At 72.0% G+C, this 13,091-nt stretch carries 10 protein-coding genes; 3 read left to right on the forward strand and 7 right to left on the reverse strand.

Annotation, left to right across the window (positions count from 1 at the left end; all coding sequences use genetic code 11):
• Positions 1-186: 186 nt before the first annotated feature.
• From ACRWK7_RS18675 to ACRWK7_RS18685, 3 genes are all read right to left on the reverse strand, one after another.
• Positions 187-1,563 (reverse strand): sensor histidine kinase, encoded by a 1,377-nt coding sequence (locus ACRWK7_RS18675; protein WP_431857792.1) that lies wholly within the window; start codon positions 1,561-1,563, stop codon positions 187-189.
• 2 nt (positions 1,564-1,565) lie between these two features.
• Entirely contained in the window at positions 1,566-2,243 is a 678-nt protein-coding gene (locus tag ACRWK7_RS18680) for a winged helix-turn-helix domain-containing protein (protein ID WP_431857846.1), read from the reverse strand.
• 85 nt (positions 2,244-2,328) lie between these two features.
• Positions 2,329-3,867 carry a DegQ family serine endoprotease gene (locus ACRWK7_RS18685; RefSeq protein ID WP_431857793.1) on the reverse strand — a complete coding sequence of 513 codons (1,539 nt, stop codon included), beginning with the start codon at positions 3,865-3,867 and terminating at the stop codon, positions 2,329-2,331.
• A 383-nt stretch (positions 3,868-4,250) separates the two neighbouring features.
• Here ACRWK7_RS18685 and ACRWK7_RS18690 point away from each other — a divergent pair, with 383 nt between their 5' ends.
• From ACRWK7_RS18690 to ACRWK7_RS18700, 3 genes are read left to right on the forward strand one after another with little or no spacing between them, the layout of a single operon-like run.
• Entirely contained in the window at positions 4,251-5,366 is a 1,116-nt protein-coding gene (locus ACRWK7_RS18690) for a ferritin-like domain-containing protein (RefSeq protein WP_431857794.1), read from the forward strand.
• A gap of 51 nt (positions 5,367-5,417) precedes the next feature.
• Positions 5,418-7,454 carry a LodA/GoxA family CTQ-dependent oxidase gene (locus tag ACRWK7_RS18695; protein ID WP_431857795.1) on the forward strand — a complete coding sequence of 679 codons (2,037 nt, stop codon included), beginning with the start codon at positions 5,418-5,420 and terminating at the stop codon, positions 7,452-7,454.
• The gene (locus ACRWK7_RS18700) at positions 7,454-8,584 is read left to right on the forward strand and encodes a tryptophan 7-halogenase (RefSeq protein ID WP_431857796.1); all 1,131 of its coding nucleotides are present in this window, start codon (positions 7,454-7,456) and stop codon (positions 8,582-8,584) included. The genes ACRWK7_RS18695 and ACRWK7_RS18700 overlap by 1 nt, the downstream gene beginning before the upstream one ends.
• 129 nt (positions 8,585-8,713) lie before the next feature.
• Here the strand turns inward: ACRWK7_RS18700 and ACRWK7_RS18705 are convergent, their stop codons facing one another.
• The 4 genes from ACRWK7_RS18705 to ACRWK7_RS18720 form a co-directional block, all read right to left on the reverse strand.
• The gene (locus ACRWK7_RS18705; RefSeq protein ID WP_431857797.1) at positions 8,714-9,586 is read right to left on the reverse strand and encodes a heme-binding protein; all 873 of its coding nucleotides are present in this window, start codon (positions 9,584-9,586) and stop codon (positions 8,714-8,716) included.
• A 197-nt stretch (positions 9,587-9,783) separates the two neighbouring features.
• Positions 9,784-10,941 (reverse strand): thiolase family protein, encoded by a 1,158-nt coding sequence (locus tag ACRWK7_RS18710; RefSeq protein WP_431857798.1) that lies wholly within the window; start codon positions 10,939-10,941, stop codon positions 9,784-9,786.
• A 10-nt stretch (positions 10,942-10,951) separates the two neighbouring features.
• Complete coding sequence (locus ACRWK7_RS18715; protein ID WP_431857799.1) at positions 10,952-12,379, reverse strand: AMP-binding protein; 1,428 nt, start codon at positions 12,377-12,379, stop codon at positions 10,952-10,954.
• On the reverse strand, positions 12,379-12,933 hold the full coding sequence (locus ACRWK7_RS18720; RefSeq protein WP_431857800.1) for a biotin transporter BioY: 555 nt from the start codon (positions 12,931-12,933) through the stop codon (positions 12,379-12,381). Before ACRWK7_RS18720 ends, ACRWK7_RS18715 begins: the two co-directional genes overlap by 1 nt.
• Between the last annotated feature and the right edge of the window lie 158 nt (positions 12,934-13,091).

Below are 13,091 nucleotides of genomic sequence, written 5' to 3' on the forward strand. Positions count from 1 at the left end.
CATGCGCAAGATCATCGTCATCCTCAATGCCATGGTCCGCGACGGCAAGCCCTGGGAGCACGCCACCGGGTAACCTCAACAACATGGTTGCTCCCCCACTTCGCGGGGGAGGGGGCAGAGCCGCGGAGTTCCTCCCCCCGTCGAAGACGGGGGAGGTTAGGAGGGGAGCTCAGCGCAAGGACTTTCCTACGCCCCTACCGGCAGCACCAGACTCGCCCGCAGGCCGGGCGCGTTGTCCTCCAGCCGCAGCTGGGCGCGGTGCAGGCGGGCGACCGCCTCGACCAGGCTGAGGCCCAGGCCGTTGCCGGGCGTGGCGCGGGCGGCGTCGAGGCGGACGAAGCGCTGGCGCACCGCCTCGTGCATGTCCGCCGGAATGCCGGGGCCGCTGTCGGCGACGGTGACGCGGGCCTCCGGCCCCTCCGCGCCGACGCTCAGCACCACCCGCCCGCCCTCGGGCGTGTACTTCACGGCGTTGTCCAGCAGGTTGGCCACCGCCTGCGCCAGCAGCTGCGCGTTGCCCGGCACCGACGGGCGCGCCCGGATCTCCACGGTGAAGGCCAGCCCCTTCTCCTCGGCCAGCGGTTCGTACAGCTCGGCGGCGGCCTCCGCCAGCCCGGCGAGGTCGACGGGGCGGAAGTCGTCGCGCTGGGCGTGCGCCTCCACCTGCGCAATGGACAGCAGCGCCTTGAAGGTGGCGAGCAGCCGGTCGGCCTCCGCCAGCGCGTCCTGCAGGGCGGCGCGGTAGTCCTCGGCGTCCTCGTCGGGGTGCAGCAGCACCAGCTCGATGCGCGAGCGCAGACGGCTCAGGGGCGTGCGCAGGTCGTGCGCGATGTTCTCGGTGACCTGCCGCATGCCGGCCATCAGCGCCTCGATGCGGTCCAGCATGGCGTTCAGGTTGCCGGCGAGGCGGTCGATCTCGTCGCCGTTGCAGCTGCGCGCCACCCGCTCCGACAGGTCGCCGTCCATGATGCGGCGGGTGGTGCGGTTAATCGCCTCGATGCGCGTCAGCACGCTGCGGCTGAGCAGCAAGCCGCCCGAGACGCCGAGCGCCGCCGCCACCGCGGCGATCCAGCCCAGCGAGCCGATGATCTGCTTGGCGACGAGGTCCAGCTCGGTCATGTCGCGGCCGACCAGCAGGCGCAGGTTGCCGGGCAGCGCGAACACCACCGCCTGCGCCGTCGCCGGGTTGCCGGCCGGGCCGCCGGTCTCCGACACCTTGAAGTGCAGCCAGCCCTGGTCGTCCGGCGTGGCGGACGGCCAGCCCGACAGGTTGCCGGCGAGCGGCGCGCCGGCCGGCGTGGCCACCAGGTAGAAGGAGTTGGTGTGCGGGTCGGCGCTGCGGCGGCGGATCTCCTCCACCAGGCCCGACAGGCCATAGCGCTCGAAGCGGTCGCGCAACACGCCGACGTCCTCGGCGATGGCCTCGTCCAGCTCGCGCTCGACGAAGCCGGCGGTGGAGCGGTAGACCACCCCCAGCACCACCCCGACCGAGCCGAGGAACAGGCACAGGTACAAGAGCGCCACGCGGAAGGTGGTGGTGCGCAGCAGCCGCGGCACGGACACGCTCAGGCCGCCGCGCGCAGGCTGTAGCCGGCGCCGCGCACCGTGTGGATCAGCGGCGTCGGGAAGTCCTTGTCGATCTTCTGCCGCAGCCGGGCGATGTGCACGTCGATCACGTTGGTCTGCGGGTCGAAGTGATAGTCCCAGACGTTCTCCAGCATCATGGTGCGGGTCACCACGCTGCCGGCGTTGCGCATCAGGTATTCCAGCAGCGTGAACTCGCGCGGCAGCAGGTCGATCTCCCGCCCGGCGCGCCGCACGGTGCGGGCCAGCAGATCCATCTCCAGGTCGCCAACGGCCAGCTTCGTCTGCGGCTGCGTGGCGCTGCGGCGGCGGGCCAGCACCTCGATGCGGGCCAGCAGCTCGGAGAAGGCGAAGGGCTTGGTCAGGTAGTCGTCGCCGCCCGAGCGCAGGCCCTTCACCCGGTCCTCGACGCTGCCGAGCGCCGAGAGGAACAGCACCGGCGTGTCGTTACCGGCGGCGCGCAGCACCTCGACCAGCGACAGCCCGTCGCGGCCGGGCAGCATGCGGTCGACCACCATCACGTCGTAATGCTCCGAGCCGGCGAGGAACAGCCCCTCGCGCCCGTCGTTGGCGACGTCCACCACATGCCCGGCCTCCTTCAACCCCTTGGCGAGGTAGGCGGCGGCCGTGCGGTCGTCCTCGATGACCAGAACCTTCATGGGGGTCATGCTACGCTCCGGGACGGCAGGAAGGAAAGCGGGACGAAGCCCCTCTCCCTTGACGGGAGAGGGGCTGGAAGACGGTTCACGCGTGAACCAGCTTCAGGGCCACGAAGCTCTCGGCGCCCTGGCGGTTGACCAGCAGCAGCACCGCCTTCCGGCCCTCCTTGCCGGCCTCGGCAACCTTGTGGGCCAGCTCGGCGGGGGTGGCGACCGGCTCGTCGCCGACCGCCTCGATCAGGTCGCCGGGCTTCACCGGCTGCGCGCCGGCCTTCGACACGCCGAGCACCACCACGCCCTTCGTCCCGCGCTCCAGGCCGAGCTGCGCGCGCAACTCCGGGGTCAGGGCGGCGAGCTTCAGCCCCTGCAGCGCCGGGTGCGCCGCCTGGTCCGGGCCGGAGTCGGCGGCGGCCACGCGCTGCTCGTCGGCCTGCTTCTCGATGCGGGTGGTGAGCGTCGCCGGCTTGCCCTTGCGCAGCACGTCGATCTTCGCCTCGCTGCCGGCCGTGGTGTCGGCGACGCGGCGGGAGAGGTCGCGGGCGCTGTCGACCGGCTTGCCGTCGAAGCCGGTCACCACGTCGCCCAGGCGGAGGCCGGCCTTGGCCGCCGGGCTGTCCGGCGTCACCTCGGCGACCAGGGCGCCGCGCGCCTTGTCGAGGCCGAGGCTCTCGGCGAGGTCCGGCGTCACCGGCTGGATGCGCACGCCGAGCCAGCCGCGCTCCACCGACCCGTGCGCCTTCAGGTCGGCGACCACGTGCTTCGCAAGGTTGGACGGGATGGCGAAGCCGATGCCGACCGAACCGCCGGAGGGCGAATAGATCGCCGTGTTGATGCCGATCACCTCGCCGTTCATGTTGAACATCGGCCCGCCGGAGTTGCCGCGGTTGATCGCCGCGTCGGTCTGGATGAAGTCGTCGTAGGGGCCGGCGTTGATGTTGCGGCCGCGCGCCGAGACGACGCCGGCGGTCACCGTGCCGCCCAGGCCGAACGGGTTGCCGATCGCCACCACCCAGTCGCCGACGCGGGTGCCGTCGCTGTCGCCGAACTCCAGATGCGGCAGGTCCTTGTCCGCCTTGACCTTGAGCAGCGCCAGATCGGTCTTGGCGTCGCGCCCGACCAGGGTGGCCGGCAGTTCGGTGCCGTCGTTCAGCGTGACCGTGATGTCCTTGCCGCCGTCGATGACGTGATTGTTGGTCACCACATAGCCGGCGCCGTCGATGATGAAGCCCGAGCCCAGCGAGGTCGCGCCGCCCGCCGGCGGCCCGTCCTCGTCCGGCTGGTCCTGATTGGGCTGGTCGCCCGGTTGGCCGAACTGGCGGAAGAAGTCATCGAACGGCGAGCCCGGCGGGAACGGCAGGCGGCGCATCGCCGCGCCCTCGCTCTTGGCCGGGTGGGAGGCGGAAATGGTGACGACCGCCGGCGACACCCGCTCGGCGAGCGGCGCCAGACTCTGCAGCGGGCTCAGGCTCTGGCCCTGCGTCGCGATGGGGGCCGCGACGGCGTGCGGCGGGATGGAAACCACCGCCGTCCCCGCCAGCATGGTCGTGCCCAGCAGGACGGCGGCGACCGCATGGCGCAGCCGGCGCTTCGGCGCGCCGCGGTCGGTTTGGGGGGCCGTGGTCATGGCAAGTCTCCTTCGAAGCGTCGCGGGCGGAGCCCGCTTTCCGACGATGAGGATTACCAGCCCCGCCCTGACAGCCGCCTTGCGGCCGGATGAAATGATTGTCATGCGGCGAAAGCCGGGCTTCCCCCGGCCTACGCCGTTCAGCCAGTCATCAGGTTGCATTTTGATCGAAAATAACTCTGGAAACGCGAATATTGCGTCAATAGCATCGGAATAAGAGCATGACATGAGGCACCAACAGTTAGCAGCCTCACTATACGATCGTGTGGTTTTACATACGCGAGCATTCACTCCCCGGTCATGTGACTTGGGAGACGGGAAAAGCGTGGGCATTTGCAGCCCCGACGGACAACAAATCAGCGCATCGCAAGGGAGATTTCTTCATGAGCAATGCCGGCGCGGCGGAACAGACCAGCGAGCCGACCTGGACGATCGAACAGTTGCGGGACCATCTGCAAGCGGCGGTGGACCTCGAGTTCTGGACGATTCCTTTCTACATGTCGGCCATGTACTCGATCAAGGACGCGGGCACCGCGGCCTACCAGGCCATCCTGTCGGTGGTGAACCAGGAGATGCTGCACGTGCAGCTGGCGGCGAATCTGGCGAACGCTTATGGGCTGTCGCCGCGCTTCGCGCAGCCGGTCTACTACGGGCAGCACATCCCGCACCTCGACTTCGACCTCGACCATCCCGACCCGCGCGCGACGTTCTCGCCCTATTCGGCGGAGATCGGCCCGTATGACCAGGAGCGGCTGAACGCCTTCTGCCTGATCGAATACCCGATGTGGATCGGCACCGAGACGCCGCGCGGCAACCCGGACGTCGCCACCTACGGCTCGATCGGCGAGTTCTACAGCGCCGTCGCCGTCGGCGCCGCGCAGCTGAAGGAGCACATCCGGCCGGTCAACCAGGTCAACCACTTCGCCCGCTTCTACAGCCACTTCGAGGGCATGACGATCACCAGTGCGGGCGCCGCCGGCTTCCCGCAGGTGGCCAACATCGTCCAGGCGATCTGCGACCAGGGCGAGGGGCGCAGCGACCAGGGCGTCTCGTGGACGCAGCACAGCGTGCCGAAGGAATACCAGAACACCGCGGACGACACCGACCCGAACTGGTCGCACTTCCAGAAGTTCATGACGCTGTGGAACGCCGACACCTTTCCGGCGACCTACGAGGCGGTCACGAACCCGACCGCCGGCAGCGCCGGCCACAAGGCGCAGCTGATCCTGGAGGCGAACTTCGACGCGTTCCTCGACGGCCTCGACGCCATGTTCTCCGGCGGCGACCCGAAGGCGTTCATGACGCAGATGTTCGCGCTGGGCGGCAACATCCTGAACTGCTGGAAGAACGGCGCGGTGCCGAAGTTCGGCCTGCCGATCGGCGCCGGGGTCGGCCTCGCCGCCGCGGCCGGCCGGCGGCAGTACCCGGCGCAGGACCGCCTCTCCAGGGGGTTGCCGCCGGTCCGCACGGCGCCGCGCAAGGCGGTGGTGTCGGCCTGACCGCCACGTCCCGCACCCCGCTTCCACACGCATGAGTTCACGGAGACGACAATGACGTCGAGCGTTTTCCGCATCCACCCCGCCATCGGGTTCGCCCGCGTCGGCGACAGCGAGGAGTACTATCTGGCGCCGGAGACCATGGCCGGCATGCCGGTGCCCGGCCGGCCCGGCCTGACCGGCGGCCTGCCCGTCAAGCCCGGCACCGAGGACGAACCGATCACCGCCAGCGACCTGCGCGACGCCGACGGCCGGCTGAAGCGGCAGGCCGCCCGCTTCCGGATCTTCGCCTACCCGGCCGAGGGGGCCGCCGCCTACCCGGCCGGCGGCGGCAGCGAGGTGAAGCTCGGCGACCGCATCGGCGACAAGACGGTGGTCGACATCCTCTGGACCGTCCACGTCGCCAACAAGAAGGGCAACGCCTACGTGCTCGACGTGCCGGGCTACGACGGCTCGATCATCGAGCGCTACGCCGACGGCCGCACGCCGCCGCTGCGCAACGTCCCGAGCGAGGTGAACCAGACCTCGCTGACCGTCCAGGTGCCCAACATCAACGATCCCGAGCGCGTCAGGGCCTGGACCACCGACCCCGGCCCGCGCGCCGTCGGCAAGGACCGGCGCAAGGCGGCCTTCGACGCCGCCACCGAGGCGCGCGCCGGCCTCACCCCGCTGCCCGGCTATCCCAAGCTGTTCCCGGCCGGCGATCCCAACACGGTCTACGCCCCGCGCGGCCCGATCGACACGCTGGGCCACATCGAGACCGACGAGCAGGGCCGGCTGATCGTGCTGGGCGGCTACGGCCGCGCCTGCTCGGTCAACGGCTATCAGGTGCTCGGCTCCGACGTGGACAACGACGGCTGGTTCGACGACACCAGCGACGGCCCGGTGACCGCCACCCTGGTGCTGCGGGGCGCGGACGGCGTGCTCGAGCACGCGGACGCCGGGCAGGCCTGGGTGGTGACCGCCGACCCGGCCTACGCGCCGCAGATCCTCAACACCGTCTCGCTGTGGGACGAGCTGTACGACACCTTCGTGCGCTCCTTCGACCTGCAGCCGGAGCTGTACACCCGCAAGGACGGCTACAGGCGCGACTACGCGCCGTCCTTCCCCGACCATGTCGAGCCGGTCTTCAAGGCCGCCTCGCTGCAGGAGTGGACGACCAACCTGCCGGGCATGGCGCGTCAGGCGCACAAGGTGGTCGGCGAGATCTCGGCCAAGGACGACCCGGCGCGGACGATCATGGCCGGCCTCGCCTTCGTGCGCGATCCGAACCTGCCGACCCAGTCCAACCTCGGCGCGCCGCTGATGCCGCTGGGCCTCGGCGATTCCGGCAAGGCGTTCCTGTCGCCCACCTACACCCAGTACTTCTTCCTGGAGCAGTGGGACACGGGCCGCTTCGAGGCGGAGCCGTCGCGCCCGCTGGGTTCCGGCGAGCGGCTGGACCGCGCGGCGCTGTCGGCCTGCCTGGGCGGGCGCTTCAGCCCCGGCATCGACCTGACCTTCACGGTGCGCCAGCCCGACGTCTATCAGGCGGACTGGTGGGAGGTCGGGCCGTTCCGCATCGCCGCGCGGCCGCTGAACTATTCCCGCGCCGTGCCGGACCAGCCGTTCCTGACCGGCGGCTACGTGCCGCTGAACAGCGGGCACGACACGGTGGAGCCGGGCGACATGACCAAGTTCATGTCGGTGCCCTGGCACACCGACTACAACTCCTGCGCCACCCACCCGACCTCGCCGTCGATCCGCAACATCACGACGCTGTACTGGTCGTGGCCGGCGCAGCGCCCGGTCCACGTCCGCGTCGCCGCCGAGGTGCAGCCGGACGGCGCGCTGGGTCCGTACCGCTACTCGGTGCGCGGCACCGGCACCGGCGATCCGGATCCGGCGAACCAGGGCCGCTACCAGGACCGCGGCCAGATCATCCCGAACTGGTCGAACATCGGCGTGGTGCTCCAGGGCTCGGCCATCGACACGGTGCCCGGCAGGACCATGCCGCCCGACGCCTTCCTGGAGGCGGAGAGCCGGCTGGACGGCCTGCCCGACCCGGCGGTCGAGGTCTGGCCGATGAACGAACTGGAGCCGACCGCCTGATGTCCCGCTGGGACGTGGTGATCCTGGGCGGAGGGCCGGCGGGGTGCGGAACCGCGCTGGCCCTCCAACGCCGGGGGGTGGAGCGGGTGCTGGTCGTCGAGGCCGGCGCCTACGGCGCGGTGCGCATCGGCGAGAGCGTGCCGCCCGACATCCGCGCGGTCCTCGGCGGGGACCTCGGCCTGTGGGACGCGTTCCTCGCCGAAGGGCACGAGCCCTGCTTCGGCAGCCGTTCGGCCTGGGGCAGCGACGTGCTGGGCTTCAACGACTTCCTGTTCAACCCGCACGGCCACGGCTGGCACCTCGACCGCCGCCGCTTCGACGCGTTCCTGGCGCGTCAGGCGGCGGAGCGCGGGGTCGCCGTGGCCACCGGCGTCCGCTTCGCCGGGTCGGAGCCGCTGGAGGGGGGCGGGCACCGCCTGCACCTGTCCGGCGCCGACGGCAGCGCGGCGACGGTGGAGGCCGGCATCGTGGTCGACGCCACCGGGCCGCGGGGGCGCTTCGCGCGCCTCCAGGGGGCGCGGCCACGGCCGCTCGACCGCTTGGTGTTCGTCGCCGGCTTCTTCGCCTTGCCCGAGGGCGGCCCGCTGACCCGGCAGACCATGCTGGAGGCGGCCGAGCACGGCTGGTGGTACGCCGCCCGCCTGCCGGACACGCGCTGCGTGGTGGCGCTCGGCGCCGACGCCGAGGAGGTGCGCGCCGCCGGCCTGACCCGGCCCGACGCGTTCCTGGACCGGCTGCGCCGCACCCGCCACCTGCTGCCGGCGCTCGACGGCGCGGGCCTGGAGGACGGCGGCGTGGCGACCTGGGTGGCGGTCTCCTACCTGCGCGAGCGGGTGGCGGGGAGCGACTGGCTGGCGGTCGGCGACGCGGCGTCGGGCTACGACCCGCTGTCCTCGCAGGGCATCCAGAAGGCGCTGACCGACGCGGTGGACGCCGCCGGCGCCATCGTCGCGCGGCTGGGCGGTGGGGAGGATCTCGGCACGCATTATCCGCATGCGGTGAATGGGCGGTTCGCCGACTACCTGCTCAACCGCAACCGCTTCTACGCAACGGAAGAGCGCTGGCCCGACGCCCCCTTCTGGCGCAACCGCCGCGCCCGCACGGAGTTGAGGCCGGCGGGGCGGGCGTGAGCGCTCGGCCCGAACCCGCTCATTTTCGTCATCCCCGCGACGGCGGGGATGACGAATAAAATAGTGACTGGCCCCTTGGAAACGTTCTGAAGGGAACCCCTCTCCCGCAAGGGGAGAGGGGCTTCTGCGTCACTGCTTGACCAGCGTCGCCACCGAGATGTGCGGCCAGTCGATGTTGTCGAAGTTCAGGATGACGGTCTGCGTGTACTGCAGCTGCTGGAACTGCGTGCCGTCGGCCTGCTCGACCGTCTCGATCCAGAAGATGGCGTCGAGCTTCGTCGCGTTGGCGTTGGCGGTGACGAAGGGGATGTTGACGATGCCGCCGACCGGCTGCGTCGACACCTGGATCACCTGGGTGCGCACCACCTTCATCCCCTTCTCGGCCTGGGCCTCCAGGGCGTTGGTCAGCAGGATGTTGGGGTTGATCTGCGCGCCGCGCGGGATGCCCGCGGGCAGTGCCGGGTTGAGGTACGGGTCGGTATAGCCGGTGCGCTTCAGCTTCGGGTCGTCACCGGTGGGGATGGTGCTGACCTCGTCGATGGTCGGACCGCCGGCGATGTCCGTCAGGAAGGTGCTCTGCGCCAGCAGGGAGTCGCCGTGCGGGATGGTCGACTGGCGCACGATGGTGGCCGGCGCCTCGGGATCGGTGGTCGCCGGCACGTTCAGCCACAGGCCGGGCTCGACGTGCAGGCCCTCGAAGGTGGTGGAGTCGCTGACCTGCTGCAGGTAATGCAGGCCGAACAGGCTGATGTCGCCCTGCACCGAACCGCGGTTCGGAATGGCGCCGCCGACGGGGGTGAAGCTCAGCGTCTCGATGGTGGCGTTCAGCTTGAGACGGAAGCCGCCGTGGCCGGTGGGCAGCGCCACCACGTTGAAGCCGCCGCCGACCCAGGTGCCCGGCAGGTCGGCCAGCAGGCCCAGCTGATCGGCCTGGGTGGCCGGCGGCGCGCTGGCGCGCAGCGGACGGCGGAGCCCCTCGTCGAGTTCTATAACCATAGTCATGCCGTGATCTCCTCGCCTTGATTATTGGGCGCGTCGGGAACAGACGCCCCCGTTCCGGCCCGCAGAGCAGTACCGGTGGCGCCGTTGACGTCGTTTTTGGATCGCGCGAGTTGAAGGCTATGGATGCAACCGACGGGACGCAACGCCAATTGTCGTAAATGCTGTGGCGATATGCGGCAATTCTCTGCGCGCGTCGATCAGGCCACCCGCTCCAGCAGCGTGGCCAGCCCGAGGCCGCCGCCGATGCCCAGCGTCGCGAGACCGCGCTGCCCGGGCGCCAGCTCACCGAACAGCCGGGTCACCAGCACCGCCCCCGACGCACCGTAGGGGTGGCCGAGCGCCAGCGCGCCGCCGCCGACGCTGACCCTGTCCTCGGGGATGTGCAGCGTGTCCAGGCAGGCCAGCACCTGCGCGGCGAAGGCCTCGTTGAACTCGATCAGGTCGATGGCGTCGAGGCGGAGGCCGGGGTTGCGCGCCAGCAGCCGGCGCACGGCCGGGATCGGGCCGGTGCCCAGCAGGTTCGGATCGACGCCGGCGGCGGCGGAGTCCGCCACCAACAGGCCGCGGGCGCCGGCCATGGCGGCGAAGCGCCGCTCCGACACCACCGCCACCACCGCCGCGCCGTCGTTGACCGGACAGGCGTTGCCGGCGGTCACCGTGCCGCCGGGCACGAACACCGGCGGCAGGCGTGCCAGCTTCTCCGCGCCGGTGTCGGCGCGCGGGCACTCGTCACGGTCGACGACGCGGCCGTCCGGCAGCGCCAGCGGCACGATCTCGCGGGTGAAGCGGCCGGCGGCCTGGGACTCCACCGCCTTGCGGTGGCTGGCCAGCGCGAAGGCGTCCTGGCGCTCGCGCGTGATGCCCCAGGCGCGGGCGACGTTCTCCGCCGCCACGCCCATCTCCGGGTCGCCGACGCTGTCCGGCGCGAAGCGCGCGCGGTCGTAGAAGCGCGGCGAGCGCCAGGGGGTGGCCGGCTTCTCGACGCGCCAGGGCGCGGTGCTGGTGCTCTCGACGCCGCCGGCCAGATAGACCTCGCCGGCCCCGGCCTCGATCAGGCGGGCGGCCATGTTGATGGCTTCGAGGCCGGAGCCGCACTGGCGGTCGACGGTGACGCCCGGCACCTCCACCGGCAGCCCGGCGGCCAGCGCCGACAGCCGCGCCACGTTGCCGCCGGGGCCGACGGCGTTGCCCAGCAGCACGTCGTCCACCTCGCCCGGCTCCAGGCCGGCGTCGGCCAGCACGGCGCGGAGCACCGGGGCCGCCAGATCCTCCACGGTCCGGTCGCGCAGGGTGCCGCCGATGCGGCCGATCGGGGTGCGGCGGGCGGCGACGATGACGGCGCGCGGCCCACTCATGAGTGCCTCCTCATCGGATCTCCTCCACCCGCGGGTCGCCGGCTTCGATCCAGGCGCGCAGGGTGGCGCCCGCCAGCTTGCCGCTGGTGGTCAGCGGCAGCTCCCGCACCGCGTAAAAATGGCGCGGGCACTTGTGGGCGTCGAGCCGGCCGCGGCACCACGCGCGCAGATCGGCCAGCGACGGCGGAGCATCCCCGCGCCCGCGCAGCACGGCGCAGATCTCCTGGCCCCAGTAGGGGTCGGGGCGGCCGAAGACGTGCGCCTCCTCGACCGCCGGATGAGCCTTCAGCGCCGCCTCGACCTCCGCCGGGTAGGCGTTGAGGCCGCCGGAGATCAGCATGTCGCCCTCCCGCCCGATCAGGTGCAGGAAGCCGCGCCCGTCCACCCAGCCGCGGTCGCCCACCGTCGCCCAGCCGTTTTCCATGCGGAAGCCGGCGCCGTCCGCCGGGCCGACGTAGCCGCGGCTGAGCATGGCGCTGCGCACCCACACCGTGCCGGGCTCGTCGGGGGCGGCCGGGGCGCCGTCGTCGCGGCGCAGGTCGATCTCCACGCCGCGGAAGGCGCGGCCGACGGACTCCGGCGGGCACGCCTCGGTCGAGGCGGCGACGCTGACGAAGCTCAGCTCCGACGCGCCGTAGTATTCGTAGACGATGGCCTGCGGGAACAGCCCGGCCAGCTCGGCGCGCAGCTGCGGCGACAGCTTGGCGCCGGCCGAGACGATGCGGCGCACGTCGGGCAACCGCGCGCCATCCGCCGCGCGCAGCAGCGCCACCAGCATGGTCGGCACCGCCACCACCGCGGTCAGCCGGTGCCGGGCCAGCGCGTCCACCGCCTCCGCCGCGTCGAACCTGCGCAGCAGGTGCACCGAGGCGCCCGCCGCCAACCCCTCCACCGCGCCGTACAGGCCCAGGCCGTGCACCAGCGGCCCCGGCACCAGGATACGGTCTTGCGCCGAGACGCCGAACTCGGCCCAGCCGGCCTCCAGCGTCGCCGCCCAGGAGCCCTGGTCGCGGGTGAACGCCTTCGGCCGGCTGGTGGTGCCCGACGTGAAGCCGATCAGGAACGGCCGGTCCGGCGGCACCGGGCGCAGAGCCGCCGCCGGCCCCTGCGCCGCGATCCAGGCGCCCGCGGCGTCCGCGTCGTCGAACAGCCGGTCGAGCGGCAGGGAGTCCAGCACCGCGGCGCGCTGCGGCGGGCTCCATTTCGGGTCGAGGATCACCGCCACGCCGCCGGCCAGCACGGTGCCGAGGAACAGCGCCAGGAACTCGACGCCGTTGCCGAGCAGCAGGCCGACCCGCGCCCCCTCCTCCACCCCCGCAGCGGCCCGGCGCGCCCGGTCGAGCAGCGCGCCGAAGCTGACGGCCTCGCCGCCGATCCACAGCGCCGTCTTGTCCGGATGCCGTTCGGCGATGGCGGCGAAGGGGGCGGCGAAGGACATCAGTGCGCGGCCAGCGTGGGATAGCCGCGCCGCACCGCGGCGGCGGCGAACGCCGCGATGCCGGCCTTGACCAGATCGCCGGGGACGAAGGCGAGCGAGCCGTACAGCGCCTTCTCGAACGGCAGGCCGCCGACCAGCACCAGCCACGGCACGCCCAGCGCGTACACCGCGCCGATGCCGCCCAGCGCGCAGGCGACGAACAGCGTCAGCACGTTGCCGCTGCGCGGCAGCCGTTCGGCCAGCAGGCCGATGACGAAGGCGCCCAGCGGGAAGCCCAGAACGAAACCGCCGGTCGGCCCGAGGAAGATGCCGATGCCGCCGCGCCCGCCGGCCAGCAGCGGCAGCCCCGCCGCCACCAGCAGCACGAACAGCACCAGCGCCAGCCCGCCGCGCTTCGCGCCCAGCAGCGCGCCGGCCAGCATGACGCCCAACGACTGCGCGGTGACCGGCACCGGGATGAAGGCCAGCGGGATCGGCGGCAGGAGGCCGAGCGCCGCGACGATGGCGGCGAACAGGGCGCAGTGGACGAGGTCTCGGGTGGACAGGGTGGTCACGTGTGGTTCTCCAAAATGCAGCGATGCGGGCGGTGGCCGGTGACGTCTCTTCGTCCGTCCCCCACCCTAACCCTCCCCCACTTCGCGGGGGAGGGAACCGACTCCTTCCCCCGCGAAGTGGGGGAAGGCTGGGATGGGGGCCCGATGCTGGCGCTTCC

Source organism: Azospirillum sp. (assembly GCF_050789165.1).

Excerpts from the sequence above, each read along its gene's own strand:
- ACRWK7_RS18680 (WP_431857846.1), bottom strand. The coding sequence starts at position 2,243 with ATGAAGGTTCTGGTCATCGAGGACGACCGCACGGCCGCCGCCTACCTC.
- ACRWK7_RS18710 (WP_431857798.1), bottom strand. The coding sequence starts at position 10,941 with ATGAGTGGGCCGCGCGCCGTCATCGTCGCCGCCCGCCGCACCCCGATC.
- ACRWK7_RS18700 (WP_431857796.1), top strand. The coding sequence starts at position 7,454 with ATGTCCCGCTGGGACGTGGTGATCCTGGGCGGAGGGCCGGCGGGGTGC.
- ACRWK7_RS18705 (WP_431857797.1), bottom strand. The coding sequence starts at position 9,586 with ATGACTATGGTTATAGAACTCGACGAGGGGCTCCGCCGTCCGCTGCGC.
- ACRWK7_RS18695 (WP_431857795.1), top strand. The coding sequence starts at position 5,418 with ATGACGTCGAGCGTTTTCCGCATCCACCCCGCCATCGGGTTCGCCCGC.
- ACRWK7_RS18690 (WP_431857794.1), top strand. The coding sequence starts at position 4,251 with ATGAGCAATGCCGGCGCGGCGGAACAGACCAGCGAGCCGACCTGGACG.
- ACRWK7_RS18715 (WP_431857799.1), bottom strand. The coding sequence starts at position 12,379 with ATGTCCTTCGCCGCCCCCTTCGCCGCCATCGCCGAACGGCATCCGGAC.
- ACRWK7_RS18685 (WP_431857793.1), bottom strand. The coding sequence starts at position 3,867 with ATGACCACGGCCCCCCAAACCGACCGCGGCGCGCCGAAGCGCCGGCTG.